17 protein-coding genes are annotated in these 16646 nt (G+C 54.1%); 5 read left to right on the forward strand and 12 right to left on the reverse strand.

Annotated features, from left to right (window positions below; translation table 11 throughout):
* Positions 1–21: 21 nt before the first annotated feature.
* Complete coding sequence (locus FH603_RS22460; protein WP_186740230.1) at positions 22–1053, forward strand: glycosyltransferase family 2 protein; 1032 nt, start codon at positions 22–24, stop codon at positions 1051–1053.
* A gap of 40 nt (positions 1054–1093) precedes the next feature.
* Here FH603_RS22460 and FH603_RS22465 read toward each other — a convergent pair whose 3' ends face one another.
* On the reverse strand, positions 1094–1315 hold the full coding sequence (locus tag FH603_RS22465; protein ID WP_186740232.1) for a PspC domain-containing protein: 222 nt from the start codon (positions 1313–1315) through the stop codon (positions 1094–1096).
* A gap of 351 nt (positions 1316–1666) precedes the next feature.
* On the opposite strand from FH603_RS22465, the gene FH603_RS22470 reads away from it, so the two are divergent.
* Positions 1667–1873 carry a cold-shock protein gene (locus FH603_RS22470; RefSeq protein WP_186740234.1) on the forward strand — a complete coding sequence of 69 codons (207 nt, stop codon included), beginning with the start codon at positions 1667–1669 and terminating at the stop codon, positions 1871–1873.
* Between the two features lie 84 nt (positions 1874–1957).
* Here FH603_RS22470 and lysS read toward each other — a convergent pair whose 3' ends face one another.
* Positions 1958–3736, reverse strand: a complete 1779-nt coding sequence (lysS, locus tag FH603_RS22475; RefSeq protein WP_186740236.1) for a lysine--tRNA ligase — start codon at positions 3734–3736, stop codon at positions 1958–1960.
* 276 nt (positions 3737–4012) lie between these two features.
* On the opposite strand from lysS, the gene FH603_RS22480 reads away from it, so the two are divergent.
* Together FH603_RS22480 and FH603_RS22485 are read left to right on the forward strand one after the other, a co-directional pair.
* Positions 4013–4864 carry an SPFH domain-containing protein gene (locus FH603_RS22480; RefSeq protein ID WP_186740238.1) on the forward strand — a complete coding sequence of 284 codons (852 nt, stop codon included), beginning with the start codon at positions 4013–4015 and terminating at the stop codon, positions 4862–4864.
* A 120-nt stretch (positions 4865–4984) separates the two neighbouring features.
* Positions 4985–5182, forward strand: coding sequence for a type II toxin-antitoxin system antitoxin (locus FH603_RS22485; RefSeq protein ID WP_186740240.1), 198 nt, complete (start codon positions 4985–4987; stop codon positions 5180–5182).
* A gap of 51 nt (positions 5183–5233) precedes the next feature.
* On the opposite strand, the gene FH603_RS22490 is transcribed toward FH603_RS22485, so the two are convergent.
* From FH603_RS22490 to rpmH, 6 genes are all read right to left on the reverse strand, one after another.
* Entirely contained in the window at positions 5234–5905 is a 672-nt protein-coding gene (locus FH603_RS22490) for a hypothetical protein (protein ID WP_186740242.1), read from the reverse strand.
* A 263-nt stretch (positions 5906–6168) separates the two neighbouring features.
* Positions 6169–6948 (reverse strand): type III pantothenate kinase, encoded by a 780-nt coding sequence (locus FH603_RS22495; protein ID WP_186740244.1) that lies wholly within the window; start codon positions 6946–6948, stop codon positions 6169–6171.
* A gap of 113 nt (positions 6949–7061) precedes the next feature.
* Positions 7062–7754, reverse strand: a complete 693-nt coding sequence (tsaB, locus tag FH603_RS22500; RefSeq protein ID WP_186740246.1) for a tRNA (adenosine(37)-N6)-threonylcarbamoyltransferase complex dimerization subunit type 1 TsaB — start codon at positions 7752–7754, stop codon at positions 7062–7064.
* A gap of 196 nt (positions 7755–7950) precedes the next feature.
* On the reverse strand, positions 7951–9621 hold the full coding sequence (locus FH603_RS22505) for a S41 family peptidase (protein WP_186740248.1): 1671 nt from the start codon (positions 9619–9621) through the stop codon (positions 7951–7953).
* 76 nt (positions 9622–9697) lie between these two features.
* A complete protein-coding gene (locus FH603_RS22510) occupies positions 9698–10099 on the reverse strand; it encodes a ribonuclease P protein component (RefSeq protein ID WP_186740250.1) in 402 nt (133 codons plus the stop codon).
* 104 nt (positions 10100–10203) lie between these two features.
* Positions 10204–10371 (reverse strand): 50S ribosomal protein L34, encoded by a 168-nt coding sequence (gene rpmH, locus FH603_RS22515; RefSeq protein ID WP_080241397.1) that lies wholly within the window; start codon positions 10369–10371, stop codon positions 10204–10206.
* Positions 10372–10565: 194 nt separating this feature from the next.
* Here rpmH and FH603_RS22520 point away from each other — a divergent pair, with 194 nt between their 5' ends.
* Positions 10566–12119 (forward strand): M61 family metallopeptidase, encoded by a 1554-nt coding sequence (locus FH603_RS22520; RefSeq protein WP_186740252.1) that lies wholly within the window; start codon positions 10566–10568, stop codon positions 12117–12119.
* Positions 12120–12149: 30 nt separating this feature from the next.
* On the opposite strand, the gene FH603_RS22525 is transcribed toward FH603_RS22520, so the two are convergent.
* The 4 genes from FH603_RS22525 to FH603_RS22540 are packed head-to-tail and all read right to left on the reverse strand — an operon-like array spanning position 12150 to position 16646.
* Positions 12150–12602 (reverse strand): MarR family winged helix-turn-helix transcriptional regulator, encoded by a 453-nt coding sequence (locus tag FH603_RS22525; protein WP_186740254.1) that lies wholly within the window; start codon positions 12600–12602, stop codon positions 12150–12152.
* 17 nt (positions 12603–12619) lie between these two features.
* Positions 12620–14176 (reverse strand): DHA2 family efflux MFS transporter permease subunit, encoded by a 1557-nt coding sequence (locus FH603_RS22530; RefSeq protein WP_186740256.1) that lies wholly within the window; start codon positions 14174–14176, stop codon positions 12620–12622.
* Positions 14176–15294: an HlyD family secretion protein gene (locus FH603_RS22535; protein WP_186740273.1), complete on the reverse strand. Its 1119-nt coding sequence runs from the start codon at positions 15292–15294 to the stop codon at positions 14176–14178. The genes FH603_RS22530 and FH603_RS22535 overlap by 1 nt, the downstream gene beginning before the upstream one ends.
* A 20-nt stretch (positions 15295–15314) precedes the next feature.
* Positions 15315–16646 carry a TolC family protein gene (locus FH603_RS22540; protein ID WP_186740276.1) on the reverse strand — a complete coding sequence of 444 codons (1332 nt, stop codon included), beginning with the start codon at positions 16644–16646 and terminating at the stop codon, positions 15315–15317.

Here is a 16646-nt window from a genome sequence, read left to right on the forward strand (position 1 = left end):
TTAACTCATTGACTGATTTCTGTGGATTCCCTCGCTATTGTCATTCTTAATTACAACGGTCACTCCTTCCTAGCTGATTTTCTGCCAACAGTACTGGCCAATGCCGACGGTCACCCTGTTTACGTAGCCGATAGTGCTTCTACCGATGGCTCGGTAGCCTTCGTGCGCGCCACCTGCCCGACGGTCCGAATTATTGAATTAAGCCGGAATGAGGGCTATGCGGGGGGGTATAACCTGGCCCTGACCCACCTCCGGCAGCAGTATGGCGGGGCCAGGTATTATGTCCTGCTCAACTCCGATATTGACGTAACACCGGGCTGGCTCTCACCCATGCTCACCCTCCTGGATGCCAATCCGGCTATAGCCGCCTGCCAGCCCAAAATCCGGTCATACGCCCAGCGCGATCTGTTCGAGCATGCCGGTGCGGCCGGTGGTTTTGTCGACTGGCTGGGTTACGTGTTTTGTCGGGGGCGCGTTTTTGCTACGTTCGAACAGGACAAAGGCCAGTATGACGATGACCGGCGTGTTTTCTGGGCAACGGGTGCCTGTCTGGTCGTTCGGGCAGATGTGTTCCACCAGACCGGCGGATTCGACAGCGCCTTTTTCGCTCACATGGAAGAGATCGACTGGTGCTGGCGCGTGCAACGGCTCGGCTACGAAGTCTGGGCCTGTGGCGGATCGACGGTTTACCACGTTGGAGGAGGCACGCTCCATAAATCAAATCCGCACAAAACCTTCCTGAACTATAGAAACAGCCTGTTCATGCTCTACAAAAACTGGCCTGCCGATGGCTGGTTGTGGGGTAAGATTGGTATGCGGCTGGTGCTGGACGGGTTGTCGTCGCTGTTGTTTTTGAAAGTCGGGCAGTGGCGCGATGTATGGGCTATCATACGGGCGCATGGTGCTTTCTATGCCCATTTGCCGCAACTGAACCGGCAACGGAGTCTATTGAAGAAACAGCAGACGAAGGAAGTTGATCTTTACCCGCACAGTATTGTCTGGCAATATTTCGGTAAAGGGAAGAAACGCTATAAAGAGATGCCTGACCTATGAAAACAGGCAGTGTACCATACTGCTTATACCTTATACATACCTATAACTCCCAAACAGTTGGGTGAGCGTGCCGACGGAGGTGTTTGTTCATTTCCATCCAGAAGGCCATAATCAGATACAGTACCACGGGCGATCCGAGCGTGAGGAACGACGTATAAATAAAATACAGCCGGATGCTGCTGGCAGAGATACTCATCTTCTCGCCCAGGCGGGTGCATACACCAAAAGCCTGCTTTTCAACGAAATATCTAATCTTTTCCATACCAGTTTACGCTACAAAATCAACGCTTTATAAAGCCTATACGTTGATGCCACCTCTGGCAAAGCTAACGAATTCATTCTGTAGATTGTTTGCCGTTTACGAAGAAAAAAGAATTAAACGTAGCTGATATCGTCAAAAAGTAGTGTATAGCTACCTGAAGTCAGAACATTTTTACTTTATTTGTGGCGAAACGAATGTCGATTCAACCCCTGGCGATCGGTTACCCTTATCTTAATAAACATTGCTGACTATCAGTTAGATGAGTCAACTTTTTATCTGGTAGATGCCGTTCTTCACCCTTTGTTACCAACTAACCCTCTACATATTTCCTAATTTAATTCTTTTCAGTTTATGCAAACAGGTATAGTAAAGTTCTTTAATGAGAGTAAGGGCTACGGATTTATCGTTGAAGACGATACCAACCGGGACATCTTCGTCCACATTACCGGTCTTAATGGACTCACCATACGCGAGAAAGACCGGGTTCAATTTGATGTCGTTGACGGCAAAAAAGGCCTCAACGCCGTGAAAGTACTGAAACTGGAATCGGACTACTGAGCTATACAGTCCGACTAAAAATACAAAACCCCATCCGACGATCAGATGGGGTTTTTCGTAGCCTTGATGCTGGCCTCTAACGTATTAATTGCCGGTCCAGCTCCGAACGTCGATCATGCTGGGCATGGGGGCGTCCATCTTCAGTTTCTTGCGAACACCGCCGAGGTCGTTGAACAGTTTGTTGGGACTGGCTGCGCGAAGCTGATCCACCGTCAGGTAACCCAGCTTTTGTACCGCCGGTACCCATTCGGCCGGGACGCCTGCTTCGACAAAGTCGCTATCGGTCGATAGGTCGGCTTTTTTCTCTGGTCGCATCTGCGGGAAGAACAGAACGTCCTGGATCGAAGGCTGATTCGTCATGATCATAGCCAGCCGGTCGATACCCAGGCCAACACCCGCGGTAGGGGGCATACCGTATTCCAGGGCCCGCAGAAAATCTTCGTCCAGGGCCATCGCTTCTTCATCGCCCCGTTCAGCCAGCCGTAACTGCTCCTCGAAACGCTCACGCTGATCGATGGGGTCGTTCAACTCCGAATAGGCATTGGCTATTTCTTTCCCGTTGCAGATAGCTTCAAAGCGCTCCACCAGACCCGGTTTGCTCCGGTGCTTTTTGGTCAGGGGTGACATCTCGACGGGGTAATCGGTAATGAAGGTCGGCTGGATCAGGTTTGGCTCGCAGGCGTCGCCGAACAGTTCGTCGATCAGTTTCGATTTGCCCATCGTGCTGTCGACCCGGATACCCCGGTCTTCGGCTACCTGTCGCAAACCGGCTTCGTCCAGTTCCGATACATCGACGCCGGTATACTCCTGAATGGCTTCGAACATGGTCAGGCGTTTCCAGGGGCGTTTGAAATCGATCACATTGTCGCCCACCGTTACTTTGGTCGTACCGGCTACGTCCAGCGCTACCTTTTCCACCATCTCTTCGATGGTATCCATCATCCAGAGGTAATCTTTGTAAGCTACGTAGAACTCAACCTGCGTAAACTCGGGGTTGTGGGTGCGGTCCATGCCCTCGTTGCGGAAGTCTTTGGCAAACTCGAACACGCCGTCGTAGCCGCCCACGATGAGTCGTTTCAGGTACAGCTCGTTGGCAATCCGCATGTACAGCGTCATGTCGAGCGAGTTGTGGTGCGTCTGGAAGGGCCGGGCGGCTGCCCCGCCGTGGATGGGCTGCAAAATGGGGGTTTCCACTTCCAGGTATCCTTTCTGACTCAGAAACTGCCGGATCGAGTTGACCAGTTTGGTGCGTTTTATAAACACATCACGCACCTGTGGATTTACGATCAGGTCCACATACCGCTGGCGGTAACGCTGCTCAGGGTCTGTGAAGGCATCGTACGTTTCTTTCTCGCCCTTTTCGTTGATCCCTTCTTTTACCACCGGCAACGGCCGCAGCGACTTGTTGAGGATTTTGAACGACCGGACGTGGATGGATAACTCGCCGGTTTGGGTCGTGAACACATTTCCTTCGATACCCACGATATCACCGATATCGAGCATCTTTTTGAATATGGTATTGTACAGCGTCTTGTCTTCGTCCGGGCACAGGTCGTCGCGCCGGAAATACAGCTGCAGGCGACCGGTGGAGTCCTGCATTTCGGCGAAGGACGCGCTGCCCATAATCCGGAAACTCATCAATCGTCCGGCCAGCCGGATGGTACCAAACTGAGCATCGGTCGAGAAATCAAGATGGGGTTCGTAGCCCCCCTGCGTATCGGCACCGGTCTTATCACTGAAAGCCGCACGGATGGCGTCGATGGTGTGGGTTACGTCAAACAGATCGGCGGGGTAGGGGTCTATGCCCATCCGCATTAATTCTTCGCGCTTATGTCGGCGGTTTATCTCTTGTTCGCTCAGCATTACCTTTTGAATTAACCACCAGGCTACAGACGCTATGGCTTGTTGTTCCCTTCAACCGGGAAAACGGGCTGTTTGCTACACCCTGGGGTTTATTGGTTTCTTATTATTCAGGGCGCAAAAATAGCGAAAAGGATTGGCGTTTACAGTGATACAGCCGAAGAAGCCGCTGATGGAGCCGCCTAACCGTTTGGCAAGTTTATCAGGAAAAGGTAAAAAGGTGTACTATCATTGTGATATCAAATTGATACTAGTTAACCGACATAAACCGTTACGATCATGCAGGAGAAAAAACTTACGTCCGCTTCCGGGTACCTGTATCTGGGGATTGCCCTGGTCTGTTTTGCTACAGCCGCTATTGCCTTGACTTATAAGGGTGGGCTTCTGGCTGGTTTGCTTGGCTTTGCGGGTATGTTCATTTTAAAAGGTATCGTCGTTATTTATCCAAAAGAGGGCATGGCCGCTACTTTCTTTGGCGACTACGTAGGCACCATCAAAGAAACGGGCCTGCAGTGGGTGAATCCACTCTATAACAAAACCAAAATAAGCCTGCGCGCCCGCAACCTGAACGGGCAGACATTGAAAGTCAACGATAAAATGGGTAATCCCGTCGAGATTGCGGCTGTTGTTGTCTGGCAGGTAAAAGATACGGCCAAGGCCTTATTCGAGGTAGACAACTACGTGAACTTCGTACAGATCCAGTCCGAAGCCGCCGTCCGGAAACTGGCCAACTCCTATGCGTATGACCATATGGAAGACGAAACCTCGTCGGTGACCTTACGCGACAGCACGGGTCAGATCAATATGTTCCTGGAAGCAGAACTAAACGAGCGACTCGAACGGGCGGGTGTCGACATTATCGAAGCGCGGGTTAGCCACCTGGCCTATTCATCCGAGATTGCCGGTGCCATGTTACAGCGTCAGCAGGCATCAGCCATGATAGCCGCCCGTCGGCTAATTGTCGAGGGTGCTGTTGGTATGGTGGAAATGGCGCTGGAACGACTTGAACAAAACGGGGTAATTTCGTTGGATGAGGAACGGAAAGCCGCTATGGTGAGTAACCTGCTTGTGGTACTGTGTGGCGAAAAATCGGTTAGCCCGGTAGTCAATGCGGGAACGCTGTATAATTAAAAAGAGGAGGGAGGAAAGCGAGGAGGGAAGAAGGGGAGGCTGACGCAGCCTGATAAGATAGGCCAGACTGCTATCCTCCCCTCATCTCTTTCCTCCATTCTCCCCTTCGTCCCTTTTCTCATGGCTGCTGAAAAAAAAGCATTTGTCTTACGTATTCAACCCGAAACGCTGAAAGAGCTGGAGCGCTGGGCGCAGGAAGAATTCCGGAGTGTCAATGGCCAGATCGAGTATTTGCTCAATGACGCATTGCGCAAGCGAAAAAAGCGGAATCCGAATCCGGTCGATGAGGATGGAACGCCCCCTCAATCGGAGGCCTGATTGCCTGTGCCTGCTCTAGGCTCCTGAAACTGGTAGCATTCGCTCGTTCCGTTACAGGCCACCATACATGCCTGGCGCTGCTGCCCCTGCCGATTCATCTGCGGTTTTGGCTTTCAGACTATTGTACTGGTTGATAAACAGCAGGCGGGCCAGGGTAGTGTTTCTGTCGATGAGCAGCGTTGTCCCATACTGAGTCAATTCTTTATGATACTCCTGTTGCATAACCGGCCATATATCACGTACAAAATGGTCCAGTTTAACAACGCCGTCGTCTTTATAAACGAAATAATCGAAGCTGTCGAGGTTCTGGGTCAGTTCTGCGTCGTTACCGAAGGAGGAGAGGTTTCGCTTCGCGATCGGTTCGCGGGCATGACGTAACCGACGGTAGACGGTCATTGGCCCCTCCATCAATTGCTCCATCACGATCAGACGACGCAACGAGGACCGGATGGGGTGCTCGACCGATGCAAATTTGCGGAGGGTATTAATTTTATCATCGAAGTAGGTAAACTCCCTGACATGAAAAGCTGAATAGGCTTTTATTCCATCGCCCAGCCGGATCTGCACAATCTCAGCTTTCCAGTTATAATTTAAATCGCCGGTCAATTCAGTACCGTTCGACAGGAGTAGTACTCCTGTATGCCACACCGTCGGCGGCTTGGCTGATGCGTTGCCTCCCGCAAGGCTCAGCCCTATCAATGTCAAAAATATATACTGTTTCATAACGCTGTCTACTCTCAGTCTAAGAGAGATAGCGGGCAAACAGAAAATTCTATGCCAGTTTCGAGCCTTACCAGCCTGTAGGAGAAGGATGGCACTTGAATTCGTTTAGTTGTACTTTACCCCTACGAATCAAGTCAATTTATTGACTTTTAACGGGTTAGTCAACGACTACAAATTTGTTCGGACAGGAACTAATCTTTTGAAAATCAGGGCGGTTGAGGAATAACATACTCAGGCTGTAGAGGAAGCTCACCGCCTGCTGGTCACCGACTTACAGTCGTTGTCACATGCTCGCCAATCAGTCGGATTCCTTCCAGCGTCAGCGACGGGATGACAGCACTGAAAGCGACATGGAGCGATGGAATCCGGCCCGATAGCCCGCCGGTAGCAATCGCTATACAGTCGCCGTTGAGTTCGGCCTGGATGTGGTTGAGCAACGAACGGACCAGGCCCTCGTACCCCAGCACCACGCCTGCCTGAATGGCCTGGGTCGTATTCTGACCTAATGCCGAGTCAGGCACTTCGATGGGCACTTCCGGTAACTGAGCCGTATTGGCAAACAACGACCGGATGGCCGTCTTCAAACCCGGTGCAATGGCTACGCCCAGAATCTTACCATCGCCCGACACGGTTGTGAACGTCAGGGCCGTTCCAAAATCAACGACCACGCAATTACGCTTGTAGAGGGTGTAGGCCGCCAGGGCGTTGGCAACCAGGTCGGCCCCAATTTCGTGGGGACGCAGAATCTCAAGCGGTAGCAATGGGTAAACGCCTGGTCCGACCACAATGGGTTCAATACCGAATAATCCACCGAGCATGCTTCGCATCGTGGGCGTCAGGTCTGGCACGACGCTGCTGACAACGGTCGTTTGGATAGCGCTCAGCGAGATGTTCGCTTCGAGAAGCCACAGCCTCAGTCGTTTCTCATACGATTCGGCGGGTTCGTCGGGCCGGGCGGGCGTCCGCCAGATATGCTGCCAGGTAGCCTGGGTATAAAGACCGAAAACGGCGTCTGTATTGCCAATGTCAACGATAATCTGCACGAGAAGCGGAGTAGAAACGGTTGTCGGGGCGAAATACGGCTAAAAACGCCAGAATCCCGCAATCTCTTTCCCGCGTCGATTGATCACCAGCTTTCCGGAAGCAACTGCCTGTGTTAGAAAGCCACCGCTTTCGGTTTCACCGCCATAAACTCTTTCAGGTAAAATGGCTCGAACGTAGCAACATCTTCAACCCGGCCTTCGGTAAAGGCCTGACCCGCCAAGACCCCTACCGTTCGGGCCGAAGGAGTAACGAGTTTATCCAGGAACAGGGCGTTGGGGTGTTCGCCCAGCACAGCCCGGCATTTGGCGGCTCCATCACCAAAAAAGACGACGGGACCATCTGCTAGCCAGCTACCGAACGACTGCTCATTAATGATCTCGGCGGCTGTAGGATGTAGCTCCCGACCGTCGGCCGCGCTGTAAAAGGCGCAGTAGACTTCCATTCGCCGGGCGTCGATCATGGGGCAAAGGGTATAGGATGCGGGGTAGAACGCCCGAATCTGCTCGGCCATGGCAGCCAGCGTATTCACCGACAATAACGGCTTATCGAGCGCGAAACATAGTCCTTTGGCCGTCGACACGCCAATACGCAGGCCCGTGTACGAGCCGGGTCCTTTCCCAACGGCAATGGCGTCGAGCTGGTTGAGTTCATGGCCGGTATGCTGCACCACCTCGTTGATCAGGGTCGTTAGCATCGCCGACGAGGTGCGCTCGGTGAACAGTTCGTAGCAACCCAGTAAAGTGCCATCCTGATGGAGAGCAGCCGAACAGACAGTGGTTGAGGTATCGAGGGAGAGAAGGAGCATGGGGGGAGGGGAGGAAAGGAGGAAAGGAGGAAAGGAGGAAAGGAGGAAAGGAGGAAAGGAGGAGAAGGAGAAAGGGAGAAAGGGGGGAAAGGAGGAAAGGAGGAAAGGAGGAAAGGAGGAAAGGAGGAGGGAGCTGGCGCGTCTTTCAGCATGCGCCAGCTCCCTCCTCCTTTCCTCCTTTCCTCCTTTCCTCCTTTTATTTTCCTCCCTTCAAAATAGACGTGTATTTGCCCATGTCTTTGAAGAGATCGAGGGCGGCTTTCAGTTCGGGGTCGGTGGCGAAGGATGCTTCTTTCAAGCCTTTTTGCAGGTAATAATGCCCTGCTATTTCCTGCTCCAGTAACGTTTTAAGCTCGGCCTTGAAGGTCATCATATCGGCGTCTTTGCTGTGCGATACTTTCGTCTTCAGCGCCTTCAACTGATCCTGGATCAGATCGAAGTACTTTTCTTTCTTGGCCGATGCTTCCAGCGTACCAAGGTCCTTTTCAACCTGGGTCGTGTAGTCGTATTCCTTATCGTTTGCCCACTTCACGAAGTCGGTATACTCGGCATCGGTCAGGCGAAATTCGCGGGCGGGTTTGATCGTCGGGTGTTCGTGACGGTACTTGACGGCATAATCGAAGATCAGCCCTTTGTTGGTCAGGCTTAACGCAATCGGGGTCGGCGTAGGCGCTTCCAGCGCAATGTCGGGCAGTACACCGCCACCGTCATACACAACGCGGCCCGCCTTGGTTTTAAAGGCCGTTTTGAGCGAATCCGGGATTTTACCGACGCTGCCGTCGGGGTTGCGGTGGCTGTAATCGATGGCCTGAATGCAGCGTCCGCTGGGGATATAATATTTGGCGGTCGTGATTTTTAGCTTGGTATTGAACGACAGTTCGCGGGTGGTCTGCACCAGCCCTTTGCCATACGTTCGCTGACCGATCAGAACCCCCCGGTCATAATCCTGAATCACTCCCGATACGATCTCTGCTGCCGACGCGCTATGGCTATTGGTCAGCACGACGATCGGCATTTCCAGATCGAGCGGTGGATTCAGGGCCGTGTAGGTTTTATTCCACTCCGTCACTTTTCCCTTCGTCGTCACCACCTCCGAGTCTTTCGGAATGAACGTATTACAGATGTCGATGGCCATGTTGAGCAATCCACCGGGATTCTCGCGCACATCGAGCACAAGTTTTTTCATGCCTTTGCCTTTCAGCTCCTGAAACGCCGTACGCACCTCGCGCGAAGCTGTTCCCGTAAAATCCTTGAGGTCGATGTATCCAACTTCGTCGGAGATCATGCCGTAGTAAGGCACGTTGGTCATTTTTACCACGTCGCGGATAACGCTCAGGTCAACGGGTTCTTTCTGACCGTAGCGCTGAACGGTCAGCTTTACGGCCGTGTTGTTCTGACCTTTCAGCAGTTTGCCGGTATCTGTCGACCCGTCGCCTTTGCGGGCTTTGAGGTCGGCTCCATCTATTTTCAGAATCTCATCGCCGATGCGCAGTCCCGACTTTTCGGCCGGTGTTCCTTCGTAGATCATCAGCACGATGCTCTTGCCCTGCCGCTGGCCGATGAGCGCCCCGATGCCGTTATAGCGGCCGGTGGTCATGGTCATGTAATCCTCGATTTCGTCTTCGGCGAAGAAGTTCGTGTAGGGATCGAGAGCCTTAAGCATGCCGTCGATGCTGGTTTTGACCATCCGGTTCGGGTTCACCTCATCGACGTAATAGAGGTTAAGCTCTTTGAACAACGATGCATAAATGTCGAGGTTGCGGGCAATCTCGAAGAACCGGTCATCGGTTTTGAACGATAAAAAGCCGATGCCCCCTGCCACAAGGACCGACGAGGCTAAAAGCGTTAGGCGTTTGGGGAAGCGCATGGATGAGTCATGTAGTGCCGATCTCCAGATTCGGCGGTAAACCTGTTTTGCTACGGCCGAATCTGGAGATTCGGTGCTACAGTTTCCTCAACGCTAATTTCATTCCTTTTTCTATCTCTTCAAACGAAATTATCTGTTTGGCGGTATAAAGAAACGCAATGTAGGCTGGTCTCGATGGGCCGGGGCCTGAAGGGGCCGGGCCGGCTGGCTCCCGATACATGATCGCTTTGTTAAGCCGGTAAGCCTCGCGAACCCGGCGACGGATGAGGTTACGGTCGACGGCGCGTTTGAAGCCCCGTTTGGGCACGGTGATGACAATGGCGGGGAGATCGCCAGGTTGATCGGGGGGATGCGGGATGTAGAGAACCCGGAACGGAAAAAGGTAGAACGTCTGAACCGACGCACTACCTTTTTTAAATAACTCACCCAGCGTCTTTTTGCTACAAAGCCGTTCCGATTTGGTGAAGGTTTGCAGCATACCAGTTGTGATCGTCGTAAGTAAAGGAGAGTCGTAGTAGTCGTAAGGCATAAATCGCTGACACCTTGCGACTACTATGACTCTCCTTTACTTACGACTTTTTGTTACAGTTTAAAGCGTTCGCCTTTCTTCTCGTCCGAGACGGTCAGTTTGTGGCGACCTTTGGCGCGACGGCGGGCCAACACCTGGCGACCGTTAGCGGTTGACATCCGCTCGCGGAAGCCGTGCTTGTTTTTCCGCTTCCGGTTCGATGGTTGATACGTTCTTTTCATGATATATGTGTGCTGAAACCCTAGTTTTCAAATGAGTCCGCAAAGATACGCGAACCGCGTCAGTTTATCAAGCCCTGATTTAGATTTGAACTATCTGACGACCCGCAATGCCCAAACAATAGAGCCTGAGCCGGAAACGATACCGGTTTGTCTTTGTTACCTCCGTACAAGCCCTTCCATTTTACCCGATATTTATGCATTATCGCTTATCCGCCGATCCTACTGCCGCCCACTATATTGACGTTGAAGCGCGGTTAACCGACGTTGTTACCCCTTTCGTTGCGTTTCAGTTACCGGCCTGGCGACCGGGTCGGTATGAACTCCAGCAGTTCGCTAAAAACATACAGCGGTTTACAATCGTCGATGCAGACGGGAAGCCGCTGCCGTTCCGTAAAACCACAAAAGACCGCTGGCTGGTGGAAACCAACGGGGCTTCGGAGCTAACCGTTCGGTACAATTATTACGCGCTGTTGCCGACCCCCAATCTGCTCAATGCAGGCAGTAGCTTCGTGAGCGACACCTTGCTCTATGTCAATCCGGTGAACCTGTGCGTGTATGCCGAAGGGCGTATCAACGAGCCCTGTACGCTGGAACTGGGTATTCCTGCCAACTGGATGGTGGCCTGTGGCCTGCAGCAGGACGATGACAGGCTGCTGCGGGCGGCCGATTTCTATGAACTCGTCGACTGCCCGCTGATGGCCGCGCCGATCATGCAGCATGTGCAGTATGAAGTTCAGGATACAGTATTTCATGTCTGGATTCAGGGAGGGCGCCGAACCGACGGTAACCCCACCTTCGATGCCGACCGGATCGTCCGGGATTTTAGCCTGTTCTCGGAGAAACAGATCGAACTGTACGGTGAATTTCCCGAACGGGATTACCATTTCCTGACGCTTATTCTGCCCGTTGCGCATTACCACGGCGTTGAACACCGCAATTCGACCATGCTGGTGCTGGGTCCGAACGACGAGGGGGAGGGGCTGTATCAGGATCTACTGGGTGTGGCGTCGCACGAGTTGTTTCACGCCTGGAATATCATCCGCATCCGGCCGGCCGAACTGCTGCCGTATGATTTTACGAAAGAAAATTACTTTGAAACCTGCTTCGTGGCCGAGGGGGTTACCACTTATTATGGTGATCTGATACTGCGCCAGTCGGATGTGTTCGACGACAGCGCCTATCTTAAAGAACTTCAGGTGCTTTTCAAGCGCCACTTTGAAAACAACGGACGGGCGGCTCAGTCGCTGGCCGAATCGTCCTGGGATTTATGGCTCGATGGGTATGAGAAAGGCGTTCCTGACCGCAAAGTATCGGTATACCACAAAGGAGCCATTGCGGCTCTGATTCTGGACCTGCACATCCGTCGGCTTACGAACCACGCCCGTTCGCTGGACGACGTGATGCGGACCATGTGGGAGCAGTACGGGAAGCCGTTTGTCGGCTACCGGCTGGACGATTACCGGGCCGTGACCGAAGCCGTAGCGGGCGAATCGCTGACCTGGTATTACGACCTGTGTATTTTTGGCAACCAGCCTCTGGAGTCGCTGTTGAATGAATACCTCGCCTGGGTTGGGCTGGCGATCGTCTATGAAGAGGCTGAATTGCCCGGTGGCATCCGGCTGCTGGAGCATAACGATCCTGAGGGATGGAAACAGCGGGTACAATGGCTGGGTGGTATTCCGGGCGAAAGCTCGTACGAGGAACGCGAGTTGGGTGAAACGGACGGAAAGAGTGTCGTGGCGAAGTAGACGAGCCGGGTTGCCTGACGTTCGTAGCACTTATTTCTTGATGAAAGCCACGACCTGCGCCAACTGCTCCGCAAAACTTTCGTAATCAGCCTGACCCAACTGTGTCCGGAAGCGCTGCCGAAGCTGATCCAGCAGCGTGGTGGCTATCGCTAAGCCAGCTTCCCCGCGTTCGCTTAGATACAGTCGGTTGGCGCGGGAATCGTTCGGCGCGGGTTTCGACACGATATAGCCACCCTGCATAAGCTGGTGAACCAGCTGGCTAACGCCCTGCTTCGTGATGCCAAGTGTATGAACCAGCTCGGCGCTGGTGATGCCTCCGCCGAGCTGGCGGAGAAGCAGAAGGTGGGCACTTTTGAGCAGGGCGTGATCCTGTTGCGCCATGCCGGTTGCCAGATACCGATCCACATACCGCTCCAGCTGATGCAGATGCCCCATCCAGTCGGTAGCGTCTGAGTCAGCTGAAGGGGTATGTGGTGGTTTCATGCAGTGGTTGTGGTTGCTTACTCCATCGCCATGTCGACGTGTTCGGGCGTTTCTATCTTCTTGCCGATGAACAGCAGCAGCAGCGGAACACACACCAGGAAAAAGCCGCCAATGATCAGGAAGGCATCGGCATAGGTGAGCACCAGCGCCTGTTTGATCACCGAGCCCTGCATCAGCCGATAGGCTTTGCTGGTGGCCGTAACCAGGGCATCGCCCTTGGACAGGAACAGGCCGGTGTATTGCCGGAGCCGTTCGGCCGACAGGGGGTTATACTGCGAGATATTGTCGCCCAGCCGTGAGCTGTGCAGCACGGTACGGGTCGAAATGTACGTAGTCATGATGGCTGTCCCGAAGGTACCTCCCAACTGGCGGATCATGTTCGATAGGGCCGACCCCTGTGGTATTTCGATGCTCTTTAAATCGGCCAGTGTAACGGTCGTCAGCGGAATGAAAATCATTCCCATCCCGATACCCCGAACGATGAGCGGCCAGAAGAAATAATCCGGTCCTGCTTCGAGGCTGATGGCCGACAGGTCGAAACAGAAGCCAAAGAACAGTAAAAAGCCGATGGCTGCGTACCAGATGGGGGAGATGTAGTTCTTTCGCAACAGGCCACCTACTACCGGCATCATCAGGCCGGTCATGATTGAGCCCGGCATGAGCAGTAAGCCCGTTTGGCTGGCTGTAAACCCGAGGATCGTCTGGCAGAAAACCGGGATGATAAAGACCGACGCGAACAGCCCGAAACCCAGGATGAAGTTGAACAGCGTACCCACCGCAAACCGGCGTCGGCGCAAGAGGCTCAGGTCCAGTATAGGCAGTTTAACGCTCAGCTCGCGCCAGATGAACCCGATCAGGCCAACGGCTGCGGCAATGGACATGGCCGTGATAAAGCCCGAGTCGAACCAGTCGTTTTCCTGTCCTTTCTCGAGTACGATCTGTAACCCGCCAATGCCCATGATGAGCAGGATCAGCGCCAGCCAGTCCATTCGACCCGCCGGCATTTTTTCGGCGGGTTCCTTAATGAACATATAGGTCAGCGCCGTAGCCAGAATACCGAAGGGAATGTTGATATAGAACACCCAGTTCCACGACAGGTTGTCGGTGATATAACCGCCGAGAGTAGGGCCGATGGAGGGGCCAATGATGACGCCCATCCCGAAGATGGCGTTGGCAATGCCGAGGTCTTCTTTTGGAAAGGTCTGAATCAGAATCGACTGTGCCGTGGTGAGCAGACCACCTCCGCCAATACCCTGGATGACCCGAAAAAAGACCAGTTCCCATACGCTGGTGGAAGTGCCACAAAAGACCGATGCCACCGTAAAGAGGATGATGGAAGCGGCAAAGTAGTTCCGGCGGCCAAGCTTGGCACTCAGCCAGCCCGACATGGTGATCATAACCGCCGTGGCGGCTGCATAACCCGTTACCACCCAGCTGATATCACCCAGCGACGCGCCCAGGTTACCCATCATCTGATTGAGCGTCACGTTGACGATCGACGAGTCGATGGTTTGTAGCAGGGCGGCCGTTGTCACCGTGATAACGACCACCCATTTATCGAAGCCTAACTTCATTAGTTTGCTTTAGTCTGTAAGTCCACCGCAACGCTCACGCTCATTCCGGGGCGTAGTCGGGCATAGAGCGGACTATTTTTTTCAACTTCAATGCGTACAGGTACCCGTTGTACTACTTTCACGTAGTTGCCGGTGGCGTTGTCGGGTGGCAGCAGGGAGAACTTAGCCCCCGTAGCGCCAGCAAAAGAACCGACGCGACCTGTTAGTTTCTGCCCTTCAAACGCGTCAACGTCGATGTCGACCGGCTGGCCTAACTGCATTTGACCCAGTTGCGTTTCTTTGAAATTGGCCGTAACCCACACACTTTCCTGCCCGACCACCGAGCACAGCGCCTGCCCCGGCTGGATCAACTGACCCACCTGAACGGCCCGGCGGGAAATGATACCCGACGCCGGTGCCCGCACGATGGTGTAGGAAAGCTGGAGCCTGGCCAGGTCCAGATCTGCCTGCCGCTGTTTGACGGTTGCCTGCGCTACCGAAATCTGACTCTCCGTCGACCGGCGCTGCGAATTCGTAACGCCGGTTTGCGTACTGGCTGCGCTCACCTGCGACTGAGCCGTTTGCAGCTGGGCCTGAGCGGCCTGTGCCTGTGCCTGGGCCGCATCCCGTTCGGCCTGAATGGCGTCGAATTGCTGCTGCGGTACTGTTTTCTCGGCCAGCAGTCGCTGATAGCGCTCAAAATCCTGGTTGGCCCGGCGGGCCCGCGCCTGCGCGGCCGTTACGTTGGCCTGCGCCGTGGCTACCTGATTGCGGGCCGTAGCCACACTGGCCTGCGAACTCTGGATGGTAGCGGCTGCTACATTTACATTGGAGCGGCTTACCCCGGCACCCGCCTGCGCACTTTGCAGGGCGGCTTCGGCCTGGGCTACCCGGATACGGTAGTCAGCGTCGTCCAGTACGAATAGCGTATCCCCTTTCCGTACGGCCTGATTATCCTTGAACCGTATCTCGTTTACATAACCGCCCACCTTAGGCGTTACCGGGTCGACGTCCCCATCGATCTGGGCATCGTCGGTTGTTTCATAGCGTTGCAGATAGCGGAACTCGCTGTAGCCAAAAAAGAGCGCGGCAAGCAGAATAATAACGCCCCCTACGCGGATTAAAACCTTGGTATTCATGATTGTGTGTCTAACTACGATTAATTGAGGTTGTTGCCAGTGGCTTTCAGCAGGCGCTGGTAGGCCAGCTGCGCATCGACTGTGGCATTGATAACATTGAGTTGCGCCTGTAGCAGAAAGCTGTTGGCTTCCAGCAGGTCTGTTGAGCCAACCAGCCCGTTGCGGAAACGGGATTCGGTAAGCCGGTAGTTTTCCTGAGCCTGCCCTACAGCGGTTCGGATGACGCTCTGCTGTTCCAGTGCCAGCTGGTACGTATTGTAAGCGGTAACAACCTCCGACCGGATCTGGTCGGTCTGTTGCTGGCCTTGCAGGCTGGCTTCCTCGGCGGCTGTTTTGGCTCCGTTCAACCGGCCTTTCAAATTATACAGCGAACCAATATTATAGGTCAGCCCCGCGCCCACATTCCAGGCACTGACATAGGTGCTGGCTTCGGGAATAACCCGCGTCGTTGGGTTGATGTAGTTGTAACCTGCCGATACACCCAGGTGGGGGTAGAGGCTGCTTTTGACGTTGCGAACCTGAGCATCGGCGGCCTGTACCCGCAGGATGTTGGCCTGCACTTCGGGGCGGGCCTGCCCGGCCCGCGTCAGGAAACCGGCAAGCGGCTCAAGCGTTGTAACGGGGTTGCTGAGGGTGGTGTCGATGATCACTGCCTGATCGTCGGGGAGACCGAGGAGCAGGTTGAAGTTATACAGCGCTGTTTGGCGGGCTTTGTCCACCTGCAGACGACTGAGTTGCAGGTTGTTCTTCTGCAACTGGATCTTCAGCACTTCGTTAGCCGTTACAATGCCTTCCTTTTCGAGGTTTCGGGCATCCCGTTCCCGCTCGTCGAACTGCCGGATATTCTGCTCGATCACCGACGTTGACCGAACGAGCTTGACAATGTTGTAATAGGCATCGGTGACGGTGTAAACCAGTTCGGCCCGGTTGCGCCGGGCATCGAGCTGACTGGCCCGGGCTAACAGGTCAGCCGACAGACGAGCCGACTTTTCGGCAAAGCCGCCGAAGATTTCCTTGCTGAGCGTGACTCCGCCAATGGTCGCGTTGAAAGCCCCCGCCGGAATACCGAGCAGTGCTTTACCGTCACTACCTTCACCCAGCGAGAACGGCCCGGTCAGGCTATAGCGGGAGTAAGCCAGGGAAGCGGCTGCCTGGGGCAGGCTGCGGTCTTTAGCTTCCTGGGCGCGGGCCTCGGCGGCTCTGGTCCGCGAATCGGCCAGTTTTATCCCTTTGTTATTTTGCAGAGCCAGTTGAACTGCCCGATCCAGGGGCAGATTCGCGGGGCTGGGTTGAGCCGTTGCCCAGCTCAGGCTCATCAGCCATACACCAGCCCCAATTACGTACTTTTTCAT

This window comes from Spirosoma utsteinense (genome assembly GCF_014282275.1).
GTDB classification, from domain to species: domain Bacteria; phylum Bacteroidota; class Bacteroidia; order Cytophagales; family Spirosomataceae; genus Spirosoma; species Spirosoma utsteinense.